A 15,220-nucleotide genomic window follows, 5' to 3' on the forward strand; every position below is an offset into this window, starting at 1 on the left:
GGGTCGGGCGGCGGGTCAGGCGGCCGGGCCCTCCAGCATCTCCGTCACCAGCGCCGCGATCGGGCTGCGCTCGCTCCTGGTGAGCGTCACGTGGGCGAAAAGCGGGTGGCCCTTCAGCTTCTCGATGACCGCGGCGATGCCGTCGTGCCGGCCGACGCGCAGGTTGTCGCGCTGCGCGACGTCGTGCGTGAGCACCACCCGGGACGCCGTGCCGAGCCGGGAGAGCACCGTGAGCAGCACGTTGCGCTCCAACGACTGCGCCTCGTCCACGATCACGAACGCGTCGTGCAGCGAACGCCCGCGGATGTGGGTGAGCGGCAGCACCTCCAGCATGCCGCGGGCGATGACCTCCTCCAGCACGGTCTCGCTGACCAGCGCGCCGAGCGTGTCGAAGACGGCCTGCGCCCAGGGCGCCATCTTCTCGCTCTCGCTGCCCGGCAGGTAGCCCAGCTCCTGCCCGCCGACGGCGTAGAGCGGCCGGAACACCACGACCTTGCGGTGTTGCTGGCGCTCCATCACCGCCTCGAGGCCCGCGCAGAGCGCCAGCGCCGACTTGCCCGTGCCGGCCCGGCCTCCGAGCGAGACGATGCCGACCTCCGGGTCGAGGAGCAGGTCCAGCGCCACGCGCTGTTCCGCGGAACGCCCGTGCAGGCCGAACGCCTCGCGGTCACCCCGGATCAGCCGCACCCGCTTGTCCGCCGTGACCCGCCCCAACGCCGCCGAGCTGCCCCCGAGCAGCCGCAGCCCGGTGTTGGCCGGCAGCTCGCGGGCGGCGTCGTGGTCGATCACCCCGTCGCGGAAGAGCGCGTCCACGTCCTCGCTGCCGACCTCCAGGTCGGCCATCCCCGTCCAGCCCGACGGCACCACGTCCAGCGCGTGGTACTCGTCGGCCTGCAGCCCGACGGCGGCGGCCTTCACCCGCAGCGGCATGTCCTTGCTGACCAGGACGACGTCGCCGCGGCCGTCGAGCTTGCGCTCGGCCGCCAGGTTCAGGGCGCAGGCGAGGATGCGGCTGTCGTTGGAGTCGGTGCGGAAACCGGCCGGGAGCACCTCCGGGTCGCTGTGGTTGAGCTCGACGTGCAGGGTTCCGCCTGCGGTGCCCATCGGCACCGGCGCGTCCAGGCGGCCGTGTTCGATGCGCAGCTCGTCGAGCATGCGCAGCGCCGTGCGGGCGAACCACCCCAGTTCCGGGTGGTGCCGCTTGCCCTCGAGTTCGGAGATCACCACGAGCGGCAGGACGACCTCGTGCTCGTCGAACCGGGTCAGCGACCACGGGTCGGACAGCAGCACCGAGGTGTCGAGCACGTAGCAGCGGGTGGTGGGCGAAGCGGGGGCGGTACGACGGTCGGTCACGGAAGCTCCTCGCTAGCGCTCGCCGCGTCCGCGCCCCGAGGCCCAGCTGGTGGCCGCGGGATGGGCGGGCGACGATTGCTCCCAGGTGGGCGCGGCACCGCGCCCACGGTCACCGGTGGGCCGGCCGACCCTGGTCCGGGCGCTTCCGACGACCTGGAACTCGCCGCCGACCACGCCCGTGAGGGCCGGGTGCCGGCCCCCCCGGGTGCAAGTGACACCACGACCAGGGCCTCCCGAGCGGTCCGCATCGGGTACGGGCCGCCGACGAGAACGCTACCGGCGGTCACCCGGGTGCGGTCAACAGCAACACAGCCCCAGTCCGGGCGCGCGCTCCCAGAATTAACAGAACGGCCTACCGTTCATCGCCTGATCGACACCGTCCGTCGTGGTTCCGGTGGGCGGTTCCTGCCCGCTCGACCCGTTCGGCCTCCGTTCGGCGCCGGAGGCCGTCGCGCGCGCCGGCGCCTCGCCGTCGCGCGGAAGGCGCGAGGCCGCACCGGAGGGCGCCGTGGAGCACCGGGGACGCCCGTCGAGGCGCCGTACCGCCGAGTAGCTCACGAACCAGTCGCAATCGGGACACGAGACGGCCAATCACGCAGCGTCTCGAGCAAAAAGGATACGCGCGCTTCCGGGTGATTCAGCATCACACACCGTGTCGAACGACCCGCCGACTCCGGTTCGGCGCCGCGCAGAGCACCCCCGAAAGAGGGCGTAACTAAACGTAGAGTATCGGATTCATCCGATAGTGGTAGGCGGTTTGTCCGCGCACTGGTCAGGCCGCTAACGTTTTCCTCAGTCAGCGAGGGCTCCCCGGTCATAAACGCTGACTCTGAATGGGATCGGCTCCGGTCGACTCCGGACACTCAACAGGAGATGAACTGTGCTGAAGAAGGCTGGAATTGTCGTGGCTGCGGCCGCTGCCGGTCTGCTCGCGGTGAGCCCGCTCGCCTTCGCTGGCGACAAGGATGACCACGACGGTCACCGCGGGCACGACAAGACCAAGGTCGAGGACGTCAACAGCGTCGACAACTCGTCCGAGGGTCTGATCAACGTGGGCGGCAACAACATCGCCGTTCCGGTCAACGTGTGCGACAACCAGGTGCCGGTGAACGTCCTGGGTGTCCAGGTCCCGGTCAACGACACCGAGGTCATCGCCGACCTGACCGGCGCCCTGGGCCTCGGCCTGCTGGGCGACAACGAGACCGAGGCGGAGTCGGACGGCGACAACACCATCGACGACTCCTGCAAGGCGGCCGCCGAGGCGGGCGACGAGACCGAGATCGACGACTGATCTCAGTACTCACCACGGAACGGCGCTGGGCCTTCGGGTCCGGCGCCGTTTCCGTGTGTCCGCAGGAGATCGCGGCGAAGATCAGGGGGAACGGGCTCAGGAACCGAATCGACGGTGCCGGGTGGCGTAGTCCCGCATGGCGCGCAGGAAGTCGACGCGCCGGAACTCCGGCCAGTACGCCTCGCAGAACCAGAACTCCGAGTGCGCGGACTGCCAGAGCAGGAAGCCCGACAGGCGCTGCTCCCCCGAGGTGCGGATCACCAGGTCCGGGTCCGGCTGGCCGGAGGTGTACAGGTGCGCGGCGATGTGGTCGACGTCGAGCACCTCCGCGAGCTCCTCGATCGTCGTGCCCGACTCGGCGTGCTGCAGCAGCAGCTTGCGCACGGCGTCGGCGATCTCCTGCCGGCCCCCGTAGCCCACGGCCACGTTGAGCTCGACCCCCGTGCGATCACGGGTGCGCGCCGCCGCCGCCGAGAGCCGGTCGGCCATGTCACCGGGCAGCATCTCGAGGGCACCCACCACGCGGAGCCGACACCGGCCCGCGGGCCCGCTCAGCTCGTCCACCACGTCGGTGATGATCTTGAGGAGCGGTTCCAGCTCCTCCGACGGGCGCTTGAGGTTGTCGGTCGAGAGCAACCAGAGCGTCACGACCTCGACGCGCGCCTCCTCGCACCACGCCAGGAAGTCGGCGATCTTGGCAGCGCCCGCCCGGTGCCCGTCGTTGACGTCGACGAACCCGGCGTCACGCGCCCACCGGCGGTTGCCGTCGAGCATCACCGCCACGTGCCGCGGACGCGCGGACGCGGTGCGCAGCTCGCGGCTCAGCTTGCGCTCGTACAGCGAATACAGCAGGTCGCGGACGCCCACGGCCGGACAGCGTACGCCGGGGCCTCCGAGCGGTCGCAGACGCGCAGGTGCGTTCACGCACAGGACACCTCGCGACCGCCGCCGCTGCCGTAACCTCGAAGGGTGACCACAGGGACCTTCGACTCGCGCCGGCCTGGCGGGGAGCTGGTCAAACCGCGGATGCGCGGGTGGCTCCACTTCTGGTCGTTCGCGGTCTCGATCGCGGCCGGCGCCACCCTGATCGCGGTGTCGGCCGCGCTCGTCGGCGGGGCGGCAGCGCTCGCCACCACCGTCTACAGCGTCACGATCCTGGGCCTGTTCGGCACCAGCGCGCTGTACCACCGACGCACCTGGCGCACCCCGCGCAGCCGGGCGGTGATGCGCAGGCTCGACCATTCGATGATCTTCCTGTTCATCGCGGGCACCTACACCCCGATCGCAGCGCTGGCCATGGATGCCGGTACCGCGCGCACGGTGCTCACCGTCGTCTGGATCGGCGCCGCCGCGGGCGTCGTGCTGAAGACGGTGTGGCCGCACGCGCCTGCGTGGGTGGGCGTGCCGATCTACATCGCGCTCGGCTGGCTGGCGGTGTTCGTCATCCCCGCGATGCTCGTGGGCGGCGGCGTCGCGGCGCTGGTGCTGGTGCTCGTCGGCGGCCTGATCTACACCGTGGGCGCCGTCTTCTACGCCACCCGCTGGCCGAACCCGTGGCCCGCGACGTTCGGGTTCCACGAGTTCTTCCACGCCGCCACCGTGGTCGCCGCGATCTGCCACCACGTGGCGATCTGGCTGCTCCTGTTCTGATCCGCGGCCGGCGGAATGCCGCCGGACCCGCCGCCGTTGCGCGGGGCATGACGACCACCGGCACGGAGTTCGACCCGCACGCGCTGCTCGCCGAGGCCCGGATCGGCGTCCTCGCCACGCTCCGGTCGGACGGCCGCCCGCAGCTCTCCCCGGTCACGCCCTATTACGACCGGGACGCGGGGATCATCTACGTCTCGATGACCGAGGGCCGGGCGAAGACGGTGAACCTGCGCCGGGACCCGCGCGCGGCGATCGAGGTGACCAGCGCCGACGGCTGGGCGTGGGCGACCGCCGACGGCACCGCCGAGCTGACCGGACCGGGCACCGACCCGCACGGGCCCGAGGTGGAGGCCCTCGTCGACTACTACCGCGCCGCCGCGGGTGAGCACCCGGACTGGGACGAGTACCGCAGCGTCATGGTCGCCGACCGGCGCGTGCTGATGGCGCTGCGGGTCGAGCGGGTCTACGGGCAGCGGATCCGCTAGCGACGCTCGTGGAGCGACGCAGCCCCGGTCACTGCTCGGTGCCGCCGGTGGGGCCCTTCGCCCGGAGCTCGTCGACCCGGGCCATGGCCTCGCGCAGCTCGCCGAGCCACTCGTCGGCGTGCTGCCCGACCAGGCGGACGGCCCAGGCCAGCGCGTCGGAGCGGGAGCGGGCCACGCCGGAGTCGACCAGCGTGTCGAGCACGATGCGCTCGGGCTGGCGCAGCCGCGTCATCACCGGGACCGACGCCACCGTGAACAGCTCGACGGTGTCGCCGATGCGCGCGCCCCACGCCACCTTGCGCTGGTAGCGGTGCTCGGCCTGGCGCGCGATCTCGATCCGCTCCTCGCGCGTGCTCTCCCGGAACCGGGAGATGCGCCCGGCCACCGCGGCCGCGCGATCCGCGCGCCCGGCCTCCGTGTCCGCGAACTCACCCTCCACCGGTGGTAGCTCACCGACGATGAGGATCTCCTCGCGGTCGACGGTGACCTCCGGCGCGCTCGTGAACCACCCGTCGGGCAGCCGGCCCTGCAGCCATGCCGCGGCGTCGTCGGCCCCGGGCAGGTCGGCCTGCTGCCAACCGCCCCGGCCCGGTCCGCGTCCCCGGCCGCCCGGCCACCCGCGATGCATCCGTCCGGACATCATCCGCACCTCCCTGACGTTGATGCTTACGAGATTACACCGCATACACCGCTACTGGCGTTCTCGCGGAGCGAACGGACGCCACGACCCGACTCGCGTCGGGTCGCGGGTCTCCGCAGGTCGGTGCGTCAGGGTTGGAGGAGGAGGCTCGCGGTCAGCTCCTCGAGCGTCACCGCAGGCCGGTCGCAGACGAACCCGCGGCACACGTAGGCCGCCGCGGCGCCGTCGACGAGGGGGCGGCCGGCCAGCAGCGGCACGCCGGGTGCGTCGGGAGGGCCCGCCACGACCACGGTGCCACCGGGGGCGAGGCGCCGGGCGTGGGCGAGCAGCGCGTCGCGCGCCGGGTCGCCGTCCGCGCCCGCCACCGCGACCTGCAGCGGCCCACGCACCATCGCCTCGGCCGCGGTGAGCCAGTGCCCCGCGAACCGGGGGTGCTTCTCGGCGAGGAACCCGGCGGACCGCACGGCGGCCTCCGCCGCGTCCCGGTACCGGGCCGGCTCGTCCACCAGCACCGACGCCGTGACCAGCGCGGAGGCGAGCGCGGACGCCCCGCACGGCGTGGCGTTGTCGGTGATCTCGCGAGGGCGGTGCAGGAGGGCTTCGGCGTCGTCGGCGGTGTCGAAGAACGACCCCGGGCGCTCCGGATCGGCGAACCGCTCGAGCGCGAGGTCCACCAGGCCGGTCGCGGCCACCAGCCAACGCGCCTCGCCGGTGGCCTGGTGCAGCGCGAGGAGCGCATCGGCCAGGCAGGCGTGGTCGTCCAGCACGCCCGCGGCGGCGCCCACCGCGCCGTCGCGCGAGGAGCGGCGCACCCGCCCGTCCACGACGTGGAGCTCCAGCAGCAGGTCCGCGGCACGCGCCGCGGCGGTGACCCACTCCGGGCGGTCGAGGGCGGCGCCGCCCTCGGCGAGGGCGAGGATCGCCAGCCCGTTCCAGGCCGTGACCACCTTGTCGTCGCGGGCGGGCTGCGGGCGGGCGTTGCGGGCCGCCAGCAGCGCGGCGCGCACCCGGTCCCACCGTTCGGGGTCGTCGGGGTCGGCGAGCAGCTGCAGCGTGGAGCTGCCGTGATCGAACGTACCCTCGTCGGTGACCGTCAGCAGGGACGCGGCCCACCGCCCGTCCTCGTCGCCGAGCACCTCGCACAGCTGCTGCGGTGTCCAGGCGTAGGTCAGGCCCTCGACGCCCTCGGTGTCGGCGTCGAGGGCGGACGCGAAACCGCCCTCGGCCGTGCGCAGGTCACGCAGCAGGAAGCCGGCGGTCTCGTCCGCCACCCGCGTGGCGAGCGGGTCCTGCGACACCCGCGCCAGGTGCGCGTAGACGCGCAGCAGCAGCGCGTTGTCGTAGAGCATCTTCTCGAAGTGCGGAACCACCCAGCCTGCGTCGACGCTGTAGCGCGCGAAACCGCCCGCGAGCTGGTCGTACACCCCGCCGCGGGCCATGCGCCCGCAGGTGAGCGCGACCGGCGCGGGGACGCCGTCGGTGCCGGCGCGCTCGTGGTGGCGCAGCAGGAACTCCAGCACCATCGACGGCGGGAACTTCGGCGCACCACCGAACCCGCCCGCCCGCGCGTCGAACTGCTCATCCAGTGCCACGACCGCGCGGTCCACCGTGCTCGCGTCGACCGTCGCCCCGGGCAGCTCGGCGGCGGCGCTGTCGGCCAGCCGGGCCGCGATCTCACCCGCCGCGCCACGCACGCGCGCGCCGTCGTCGCGCCATGCGGTGGTGACGGCGTCCAGGAGCTGGCGGAAGGCGGGCATGCCGTGCCGCGGGGCGGGTGGGTAGTACGTGCCGCAGTGGAACGGCTCGCCCGCAGGGGTGAGGAAGCAGGTCATCGGCCAGCCGCCCTGGCCGGTCATCGCCTGCGTGGCCGCCATGTAGACGGCGTCGATGTCGGGCCGCTCCTCGCGGTCGACCTTGATCGCGACGAAACCGGCGTTGACCTGCCGCGCCGTGTCCGGGTCCTCGAACGACTCGTGCGCCATGACGTGGCACCAGTGGCATGCGGCGTAACCGACGGACAGCAGCACCGGCACGTCCCGGCGGGCCGCCTCGGCGAACGCCTCCTCCGACCACTCCCACCAGTCGATGGGGTTGTCGGCGTGCTGGAGCAGGTACGGGCTGGTGGCCGCGGCGAGCCAGTTCGGCATGCCGCCACCCTCTCAGTCCCGGCCGCCTCCGGCATCCGCGGCGTCGCCGCCCGCGCCGGGCTCGTCCGACCGCTCGAAGGAACTCGGCAGCCTGCGGATCCGCTTGCTCATCGAGCGGATCAGCACGATCGTGGCCAGCGCCAGCATGATGATGACGACCAGCGCGACCGGCGAGGCCTTCCCGAACTCCTCGCCCTGCCCCGGCGGCGGCTCCGGGTTCTGGACGGGCACCGCCACGACGGTGTGCGCCACCGGCACCGGCGCGGGTACGACCAGCAGGTTCACGCCGGAAACGGTACGCGCCCGCTCAGACGGCCGGCCGGACGGCCACGTGCGCGCCGATGCCGGCGAACAGGTCGTCCTCGGGGGTCGGGGAGTCGACGAGGCTGCGCACGAGCTCGTAGTCCTCCGTGGGCCAGATCTCACGCTGGATCTCCAGCGGCACGAAGAACCAGCGGCTCGTGGGGTCGATCTGCGTCTCGTGGGCCAGCAGGGCTCGGTCACGCGTCTCGAACCAGTCGGCGCACTGCACGCGGGTGGTGACGCGCTCGCCCGGGTCGCGGCGATCGGCGGGCCAGTTCTGCAGCCACTCGGCGTAGGGCGACTCCAGCCCGCGGGCCAGCAGCGCCTCGTGGAACGCCTCCATACGGCGCTTGGAGAAGCCGTGCGAGTAGTAGAGCTTCAGCGGCTGCCACGGGTCACCGACGCCCGGGAAGCGGTCCGGGTCGCCCGCGGCGTCGAACGCCGCCATCGAGATCTCGTGGCAGCGGATGTGGTCGGGGTGCGGGTAGCCCCCGTTCTCGTCGTAGGTGACGACGACGTGCGGGCGGAACTCGCGCATCAGCGCCACCAGCGGCTCGGTGGCGACCTCGAGGTCCAGGACCGCGAAGCACCCCTCGGGCAGCGGGGGCTTCGGGTCGCCCTCGGGGAGCCCGGAGTCGACGAAGCCCAGCCACCGGTGCTCCACACCGAGGATCTCCGCCGCGCGGGCCATCTCGGCGCGCCGGACGGCGGTCATGTTCTCCAGCACCTCGGGGCGGTCCATCGCCGGGTTGAGGATGCTGCCTGCCTCCCCGCCGGTGCACGTCACGACCATGACCTCGTGGCCCTCGGCGACGTAGCGCGCCGTAGTGGCCGCGCCCTTGCTGGACTCGTCGTCGGGGTGCGCGTGCACCGTCATGAGCCGCAGCGGGCCGGCGCTGTTCGGATCGATCGAGGACATGGGTTCGGCCGCGGTCCTTCCAGGAGGGCCCCGCACGGGGCAGGTGTGGCGTGGGCGTGCCGTGCTCTGCCGATCGTGGCAGAACGGCCCGACAGTCCCTGCAACGCTCCGCGGGGCCGTCAGCTTCCCGTGCGGCTCGTCACCCTGCGCGACCGGCGAGCGGCCCGGCCCGGGTGTCCCGGCCCGAGCGGCGCAACGTGCGGGCGCGCCGGCCCGCACCGCTACGGCGAGCCGCGCACGCAACGCCCGAACGGGGTAGCACGGTGCCCGCACACGTGCGGATGCAGCCCACTGACCAGCACGGATGATACGACGGGGAACTTCTCCTCGCGGTCAGCCGTTCGTCGAAAGGCTGCAACGAGTGGCAGGTCCCGTGTTAATGTGGAAGCGCACACGGCCCGCAGGCGGGTCGTGTTTTTCCTTACTCGGGGCTTTGCCGCCCTCGGGAGCGGGCCGCCCCACGTGGGTGGTCGCAGCCGCGGGCGATGTGGTCCGTGGCTGCATGGACCTGGACAGGCTGGAGGAGTGATGACCGTGACGGACACGCAGGCGACCTGGCTCACGCAGGATGCCTACGACCGGCTCAAGCACGAACTCGACGAGCTGATCGCGAACCGCCCCGTCATCGCTGCAGAGATCAACGCCCGCCGCGAGGAGGGCGACCTCAAGGAGAACGGCGGCTACCACGCCGCGCGCGAGGAGCAGGGCCAGCAGGAGGCCCGCATCCGGCAGCTGCAGGAGCTGCTGCGCACCGCCAAGGTCGGCGAGACGCCCACCGACTCCGACACCGCCGCGCCCGGCATGGTGCTGAAGCTGCGCTACGACGGCGACGACGAGACGGAGACGGTGCTGCTGGGCTCCCGCGAGGAGGGCAGCCGGGCCGACCTGGAGGTCGTCTCGCCCAACAGCCCGCTCGGGGCCGCACTGCTCGGTGCGCGCGCCGGCGACACCCGCGAGTACGCGCTGCCCGACGGCGGCAGCATGAAGGTCACCCTCGTCTCCGCGGAGCCGTTCCGCGCCTGAGCCGGGCGCTCACCGCTGCACGCCGGCCACCACGTGGCCGGCGCTGCGCAACGCGTCCACCAGCTCGGTGCAGTGCTCGGGGCCGCGGGTCTCCATCGTCAGCGCCACCTCCACGTCGCCGAGCGGGAGGCTGCCGGCGATGCGCGAGTGGGCCACGTCCAGGACGTTGGCCCCCAGCGAGCCGACGAGGGCGAGCAGCTCGGCCAGCGCGCCTGGCCGGTCGCCCACCCGCACCTGCAGCGACAGGTAACGGGCGGCGGCGGCCATGCCGTGCTGGATGACGTGCAGCAGCACCAGCGGGTCGACGTTGCCGCCCGACAGCACCGCCACGGCGGGCGTCGCGAACCGGGCCGGGTGTTCCAGCAGGGCGGCCACGGCCGCGGCCCCCGCGGGCTCGACCAGCATCTTGGCCCGTTCGAGGCAGTGCAGCAGGGCGCGCGACAACGCGTCCTCGTCCACCGTGAGGATCTCGTCGACGAGCGCGGCCACCTGGGGGAACGTGACGTCGCCGGGGCGACCGACCGCGATGCCGTCGGCGATCGTGCGCATCGTGGGCAGCGCCCGGGGTGCGCCCGCGTCGAGCGACGGGGGCCACGCGGCGGCGCCCTCGGCCTGCACACCCACGACCGCGACGTCCGGGCGCTGCGCCTTGACGGCCGCGGCGATCCCGCCCAGCAGGCCACCGCCGCCGGTGCACACGAGCACGGTGCGGACGTCGGGCACCTGCTCGAGCACCTCGAGCCCCACCGTGCCCTGGCCGGCGATCACGTCCGGGTGGTCGAAGGGGTGCACGAACACGGCACCGGTGCGCTCGGCGAACTCGGTGGCGGCCGCGATGCTGCCGTCGATCGTCTCGCCCACGAGGTGCACCTGCGCGCCGTAGCCCCGGGTGGCGCCGACCTTCGGGATGGCCGCCCGCTCGGGCATGAAGACGGTGGCGGAGATCCCGAGCATCTGCGCGGCGAGAGCCACGCCCTGGGCGTGGTTGCCGGCGCTGGCGGCCACCACCCCGCCCGCCCGCTGCGTGGCGTCGAGCCGCGCGAGCCGGGTGTAGGCACCGCGGATCTTGAACGAGCCGGTGCGCTGCAGGTTCTCGCACTTGAGCCACACCGGCCCCCCGCACAGCTCGGACAGCGCGCGGGAGCCGGCCATCGGCGTCGTGGACACCACACCGGAGAGCAGTTCACGTGCCGCGCGGACGTCGTCGAGGCCGACCGGGGGCACCGTGGTGGGTTCGACCACGCTCATGCGGGCATCCTCGCACCGACGGCGGCCGGGACCGCCGTCGCGGCGCCGCCACGAGCCGCCCGGTAACCTCGGGGGGCAGCAAGGTGGTGCGCGTCGGGCCACCGCTTCGGGGGAGGTCGGATGACACGGCTGCGGACCATGGCTCCGCTGCTCGTGGCCGCGGTTCTCACCGCGATCGCGGTGGGCACGGTGCAGAGCGCGGGTTGTGACGACCCGGGCCACTACGAGCTGGTGGCGGGCGACTACCAGCTCGTGGGCGGGTGCATCGCGCCCGGCGACATCGTCGTGCCCGACCCGGCCCCGGCGCCCGCCCGGCCCGCCGAGGAGGCCGCGCCGGCGAAGGGCTAGCCGACCTCGCCCCTCGCCGGATCGCGAGATCAATTCTGTTGTCACGCAGTGCTGTCACAACAGATTCGCGAATCCTGGACGAGAGCGGATCGCGGCTGTCCTGACAGCGCCCTCGGGCAGAATCGGCCGCATGAAATACGTGCTGCTGATCTGCGACGACGAGACCGATCCGCCGACCAACGAGGAGCTGGCCGCCGATCCGGTGCACCAGGCCTGGGAGGCGGACCTGGAGCGGCGCGGCGCGGAGCTGGCCGGTGAGCGGTTGCGGCCGGTGGTGGACGCGACCAGCGTCCGGGTCCGCGACGGCGAGACGCTGGTGTCGGACGGGCCGTTCGCCGAGACCAAGGACTTCGTGGGCGGGGTCGTGATCGTGGAGTGCGCGGATCTGGACGAGGCGATCGAGATCGCCGCAGGCCATCCGTACGCGCGCCGGGGCGGTGTCGAGATCCGCCCGGTCTGGGAATGACCGCACCGGACGACGTCCGGACGGCCGTCGACGCCGCCTACCGCGACGAGTGGGGGCAGGTGGTCGCGACCCTGATCGGGCTCACGGGCGACTGGGACCTGGCCGAGGACTGCGCGCAGGACGCGTTCGCCGCCGCGCTGGCGACGTGGCCGCGCGACGGGGTCCCGCACCGCCCGGGAGCCTGGCTCACCACCACGGCCCGCAACCGGGTGACCGACCGGCTGCGCCGTGACACCGCCGGTGCGGCCAAGCTCCGTCAGCTCGCCGTGCTGGCCGGGGCGCCGGACGAGCCGCCGGTGGAGGAGATCCCGGACGAGCGGCTGCGGCTGATCTTCACCTGCTGCCATCCGGCGCTGCCGTTCCCGGCCCGGGTCGCGCTCACCCTGCGCACGCTGGCCGGTCTCACCACCGCCGAGATCGCCCGCGCGTTCCTGACCGCCGAGCCCGCGATGGCGAAACGCCTGGTCCGCGCCAAGCGCAAGATCCAGGAGGCCGGGATCCCGTACCGGGTCCCACCCGCCGAGCTCCTGCCACAGCGGCTCGCCGCCGTGCTCGCGGTGCTGTACCTGATCTTCAACGAGGGCTACAACGAGGGGCCGGGCGAGGAGGACGTACGCCGGGCACTGACCGCCGAGGCCATCCGCCTGACCCGGATCCTGGTCCGGCTGATGCCCGGTGAACCCGAACCGCGCGGGCTGCTCGCGCTGATGCTGCTGCACGAGGCCCGCCGGACGACCCGCACCGAGGAGGGTGTGCTGGTCACGCTGGAGCACCAGGACCGGTCCCGCTGGGACCGGGCGCTGATCGACGAGGGCGTGGAGACGCTCGATCAGGCGCTGGCGGTGCGGCGTACCGGGCCCTACCAGGTGCAGGCCGCGATCGCCGCGTGCCACGCGACCGCGCCCGATGCGTCGAGCACGGACTGGCCGCAGATCGCCGCCCTGTACACCGAACTGGCCCGCCTGGCGCCGTCCCCGGTCGTGGACCTCAACCGCGCGGTCGCGGTCGCGATGGCCGACGGCATCCCGGCCGGCCTGGCCCTCGTCGACGGGATCGCGGCGTCCGGCCGGCTCGACGGGTACCACCTGCTGCCCGCCACCCGGGCCGACCTGCTCCGCCGGGCCGGCCGCATCGCCGAGGCCAAGGCCGCGTACGAGGAAGCCCGGGAGCTCGCGCCCACCGACACCGAGCGCAACTACCTGTCCGGCCGCCTCCGCGAGCTCTGACGGCTCTCGTCGAATTCTCCGCCCGGCCGATGTCCATCCCGGCCGGCCTCCTTCGTCGGTGGGCAAAGGCAGGCGGACAGGAGGAAGTCTCGTGAGTACTCAGCAACCGGCGGTGAGCCCCCGCGGCGCCGCCCGCGCCCTGACCATGCTCTTCCTGGGAGCGTTCGTCATGGGCAGTTCGGAGATGCTCGTCGTCGGGGTGCTGGACCTCGTCGCCGGGGACCTGGGGGTCTCCGTCTCCACGGCGGGCACGCTGGTGACCGGCTTCGCGTTGGGGCTGGCCATCGGCGGTCCGATCCTGACCGCACTGACGATCAGGCTGAACCGGCGCACGATCCTGTGCGGCACGCTCGTGCTGGCCATCGCGTGCAACCTCGTCGTGGCGCTGAGCAGCAGCTACGACCTCACCCTCGTGGCACGGACCCTCACCGGTGCCTTCGCGGGGCTGTTCGACGCCGCGGCGTTCGCGGCGGGCATCGCCGTGGTCCCGCGGGAGCGGGCCGGCCGGGCCCTCGCCGTGGTCATCTCCGGCTTCGCCGTCTCCACCGCGGTCGGAGTGCCGCTGGGCACCCTGCTCGGCCACGCGGTCGGCTGGCGCGGCTCCTACACCGCGGTGGTCGTGCTCCTCGCGATCACGCTCATCGCCACGGTGGCGCTGGTTCCGTCCGTGCCCGGCACCGGCGGCGGCGGCGTCGACGGCCAGGTCAGGTACGCCTTCGCCCCACGGGTGCTCGCCGTGCTCGCCCTGTGCGCGCTGGTGTTCGGGGCCGCCTTCGCGGCCATGACCTACATCGTGCCGTTCCTGCAGGAGGTCACCGGCATCTCCGGCGCGCTGATCAGCGTGTTCCTGCTCGCCTACGGCGTGGCCACCGCGGTGGGCTCGTTCGGCGGCGGCCGGTTCGCCGACCGGGACGCCGGGCGCACCCTCATCGTGGCGGCCGTCGGCGCCGCGGGATCCTTGGCCGCGCTCCACCTCTTCGGCACGAACCCGTTCCTCGTGGCGCTGCTGCTGCTGGCACTGGGCGCGTTCGTCATGGGCAGCGGCCCGTCGCTGCAGTACCGCGTCGTCGCCCTGGCCGGCCCCGGCGGCCAGCTGGCCCAGTCACTGCCTGCCTCCGCGATCAACGTGGGCATCGCCTTCGGCTCCTTCGCCGGTGGCGTCGCCGTCGGTAGCTTCACCGCCTCCGCCGCGATCCTCACCGGTCTCGTGATCGCCGTCGTCGCCGTTCCCGTCGCGTGGGCCACCAGTCGTCTCGAGCCGCCCGTGGTCGAGGGCTCCGCACCGCCCCCGAGCGGCGAGCCGGGAGTAGCACTGACCGGACCGAAGAAGTGACGCACCGAAGAGAGGGATCCACCATGTCCGACCCGGAGATCACGACGCGCGAGCAGTGGCTCGCGGCCCGGCACGCGCTGCTCGCGCAGGAGAAGGAGCTGACCCGCCACCGCGACGAGGTCAACGCCGCCCGGCGCAGGCTGCCGATGGTGGAGATCACGAAGGCCTACACCTTCGACGGGCCGCACGGCAGCGCCGGGCTGCGGGACCTGTTCGAGGGGCGGGGCCAGCTGGTGATCTACCACCTCATGCTTGACCCCGGCGCGGGCGAGGCGTGTCCCGCCTGCTCGTTCTGGATCGACACCATCGGTGATCTCACCCATCTGCACGCGCGCGACACCTCGTTCGCAGCCGTCTCCCGTGCACCACTGGAGGAGATCGAACGCTACAAGCGGCGGATGGGCTGGACGATCCCCTGGTACTCGTCGCACGGCAGCGACTTCAACTACGACTTCCACGTCAGCTTCGACCCGGCGATCGTGCCGGTCGAGTACAACTACACCGGCTTCGCCGAGCTCGTGCGGAAGAACCCCGCGTGGGAGGGCTACACGGGCTCGGAGATGGGCGTGAGCGCGTTCCTCCGCCAGGGCGACCGCGTCTTCCACACCTACTCGTGCTTCGAGCGCGGGATCGACCACCTCAACGGCACCTACAACTGGCTCGACCTCACCGCCCGGGGACGACAGGAGGACTGGGAGCAACCGCCCGGCCGCGCGGACGGCCCGGCCATGAGCTGGCTGCGCCGCCACGACGAGTACGACCGCGGCTGAGAGCGCGGTCAGGATCGG

The 15,220-nt window shown here is 73.0% G+C and carries 16 protein-coding genes; 9 read left to right on the forward strand and 7 right to left on the reverse strand.

Annotation, left to right across the window (positions count from 1 at the left end):
• Positions 1 to 15 precede the first annotated feature (15 nt).
• Positions 16 to 1,353: an RNA 5'-3' helicase PhoH2 gene (gene phoH2, locus FB558_RS29900; RefSeq protein ID WP_211366965.1), complete on the reverse strand. Its 1,338-nt coding sequence runs from the start codon at positions 1,351 to 1,353 to the stop codon at positions 16 to 18.
• Positions 1,354 to 2,233: 880 nt separating this feature from the next.
• On the opposite strand from phoH2, the gene FB558_RS29905 reads away from it, so the two are divergent.
• Positions 2,234 to 2,644, forward strand: a complete 411-nt coding sequence (locus FB558_RS29905; RefSeq protein WP_142059336.1) for a hypothetical protein — start codon at positions 2,234 to 2,236, stop codon at positions 2,642 to 2,644.
• Between the two features lie 96 nt (positions 2,645 to 2,740).
• Here the strand turns inward: FB558_RS29905 and FB558_RS29910 are convergent, their stop codons facing one another.
• The gene (locus FB558_RS29910; RefSeq protein ID WP_170231595.1) at positions 2,741 to 3,511 is read right to left on the reverse strand and encodes an isoprenyl transferase; all 771 of its coding nucleotides are present in this window, start codon (positions 3,509 to 3,511) and stop codon (positions 2,741 to 2,743) included.
• Between the two features lie 159 nt (positions 3,512 to 3,670).
• On the opposite strand from FB558_RS29910, the gene trhA reads away from it, so the two are divergent.
• The gene (gene trhA / locus FB558_RS29915) at positions 3,671 to 4,294 is read left to right on the forward strand and encodes a PAQR family membrane homeostasis protein TrhA (RefSeq protein WP_142060463.1); all 624 of its coding nucleotides are present in this window, start codon (positions 3,671 to 3,673) and stop codon (positions 4,292 to 4,294) included.
• Positions 4,295 to 4,341: 47 nt separating this feature from the next.
• Positions 4,342 to 4,779, forward strand: a complete 438-nt coding sequence (locus FB558_RS29920; RefSeq protein ID WP_142059338.1) for a PPOX class F420-dependent oxidoreductase — start codon at positions 4,342 to 4,344, stop codon at positions 4,777 to 4,779.
• Positions 4,780 to 4,807: 28 nt separating this feature from the next.
• Here FB558_RS29920 and FB558_RS29925 read toward each other — a convergent pair whose 3' ends face one another.
• The 4 genes from FB558_RS29925 to mca form a co-directional block, all read right to left on the reverse strand.
• The gene (locus FB558_RS29925; RefSeq protein ID WP_142060465.1) at positions 4,808 to 5,407 is read right to left on the reverse strand and encodes a hypothetical protein; all 600 of its coding nucleotides are present in this window, start codon (positions 5,405 to 5,407) and stop codon (positions 4,808 to 4,810) included.
• Positions 5,408 to 5,547: 140 nt separating this feature from the next.
• Entirely contained in the window at positions 5,548 to 7,566 is a 2,019-nt protein-coding gene (locus FB558_RS29930) for a thioredoxin domain-containing protein (protein WP_142059340.1), read from the reverse strand.
• A gap of 12 nt (positions 7,567 to 7,578) precedes the next feature.
• Positions 7,579 to 7,851 carry a hypothetical protein gene (locus tag FB558_RS29935; RefSeq protein WP_211366966.1) on the reverse strand — a complete coding sequence of 91 codons (273 nt, stop codon included), beginning with the start codon at positions 7,849 to 7,851 and terminating at the stop codon, positions 7,579 to 7,581.
• A gap of 22 nt (positions 7,852 to 7,873) precedes the next feature.
• Positions 7,874 to 8,788, reverse strand: a complete 915-nt coding sequence (mca, locus tag FB558_RS29940; RefSeq protein ID WP_142059342.1) for a mycothiol conjugate amidase Mca — start codon at positions 8,786 to 8,788, stop codon at positions 7,874 to 7,876.
• Positions 8,789 to 9,316: 528 nt separating this feature from the next.
• Here mca and greA point away from each other — a divergent pair.
• Entirely contained in the window at positions 9,317 to 9,811 is a 495-nt protein-coding gene (gene greA / locus FB558_RS29945) for a transcription elongation factor GreA (protein ID WP_142059344.1), read from the forward strand.
• A gap of 9 nt (positions 9,812 to 9,820) precedes the next feature.
• On the opposite strand, the gene ilvA is transcribed toward greA, so the two are convergent.
• Positions 9,821 to 11,059, reverse strand: a complete 1,239-nt coding sequence (gene ilvA, locus FB558_RS29950; protein ID WP_425468100.1) for a threonine ammonia-lyase — start codon at positions 11,057 to 11,059, stop codon at positions 9,821 to 9,823.
• A 120-nt stretch (positions 11,060 to 11,179) separates the two neighbouring features.
• Between ilvA and FB558_RS29955 the strand changes: the two genes are divergently transcribed.
• The 5 genes from FB558_RS29955 (at position 11,180) to FB558_RS29975 (ending at position 15,202) form a co-directional block, all read left to right on the forward strand.
• A complete protein-coding gene (locus FB558_RS29955; protein ID WP_142059346.1) occupies positions 11,180 to 11,407 on the forward strand; it encodes a hypothetical protein in 228 nt (75 codons plus the stop codon).
• A 130-nt stretch (positions 11,408 to 11,537) separates the two neighbouring features.
• Positions 11,538 to 11,873: a YciI family protein gene (locus FB558_RS29960; protein WP_142059348.1), complete on the forward strand. Its 336-nt coding sequence runs from the start codon at positions 11,538 to 11,540 to the stop codon at positions 11,871 to 11,873.
• Positions 11,870 to 13,099, forward strand: a complete 1,230-nt coding sequence (locus tag FB558_RS29965) for an RNA polymerase sigma factor (protein ID WP_142059350.1) — start codon at positions 11,870 to 11,872, stop codon at positions 13,097 to 13,099. The genes FB558_RS29960 and FB558_RS29965 overlap by 4 nt, the downstream gene beginning before the upstream one ends.
• Positions 13,100 to 13,190: 91 nt before the next feature.
• Positions 13,191 to 14,432 carry an MFS transporter gene (locus FB558_RS29970; RefSeq protein WP_246106857.1) on the forward strand — a complete coding sequence of 414 codons (1,242 nt, stop codon included), beginning with the start codon at positions 13,191 to 13,193 and terminating at the stop codon, positions 14,430 to 14,432.
• 23 nt (positions 14,433 to 14,455) lie between these two features.
• Positions 14,456 to 15,202 (forward strand): DUF899 domain-containing protein, encoded by a 747-nt coding sequence (locus FB558_RS29975; protein ID WP_142059351.1) that lies wholly within the window; start codon positions 14,456 to 14,458, stop codon positions 15,200 to 15,202.
• Positions 15,203 to 15,220: the final 18 nt, after the last annotated feature.

The sequence above is a fragment of the Pseudonocardia kunmingensis genome, from assembly GCF_006716445.1.
GTDB classification, from domain to species: Bacteria; Actinomycetota; Actinomycetes; order Mycobacteriales; family Pseudonocardiaceae; genus Pseudonocardia; species Pseudonocardia kunmingensis.

Bases quoted from the DNA above. Each gene is read 5' to 3' on its own strand.
- trhA (WP_142060463.1), top strand. From the start codon at position 3,671: ATGCGCGGGTGGCTCCACTTCTGGTCGTTCGCGGTCTCGATCGCGGCC.
- FB558_RS29920 (WP_142059338.1), top strand. From the start codon at position 4,342: ATGACGACCACCGGCACGGAGTTCGACCCGCACGCGCTGCTCGCCGAG.
- FB558_RS29925 (WP_142060465.1), bottom strand. From the start codon at position 5,407: ATGCATCGCGGGTGGCCGGGCGGCCGGGGACGCGGACCGGGCCGGGGC.
- FB558_RS29930 (WP_142059340.1), bottom strand. From the start codon at position 7,566: ATGCCGAACTGGCTCGCCGCGGCCACCAGCCCGTACCTGCTCCAGCAC.
- mca (WP_142059342.1), bottom strand. From the start codon at position 8,788: ATGTCCTCGATCGATCCGAACAGCGCCGGCCCGCTGCGGCTCATGACG.
- greA (WP_142059344.1), top strand. From the start codon at position 9,317: ATGACCGTGACGGACACGCAGGCGACCTGGCTCACGCAGGATGCCTAC.
- ilvA (WP_425468100.1), bottom strand. From the start codon at position 11,059: ATGAGCGTGGTCGAACCCACCACGGTGCCCCCGGTCGGCCTCGACGAC.
- FB558_RS29955 (WP_142059346.1), top strand. From the start codon at position 11,180: ATGACACGGCTGCGGACCATGGCTCCGCTGCTCGTGGCCGCGGTTCTC.
- FB558_RS29960 (WP_142059348.1), top strand. From the start codon at position 11,538: ATGAAATACGTGCTGCTGATCTGCGACGACGAGACCGATCCGCCGACC.
- FB558_RS29965 (WP_142059350.1), top strand. From the start codon at position 11,870: ATGACCGCACCGGACGACGTCCGGACGGCCGTCGACGCCGCCTACCGC.
- FB558_RS29975 (WP_142059351.1), top strand. From the start codon at position 14,456: ATGTCCGACCCGGAGATCACGACGCGCGAGCAGTGGCTCGCGGCCCGG.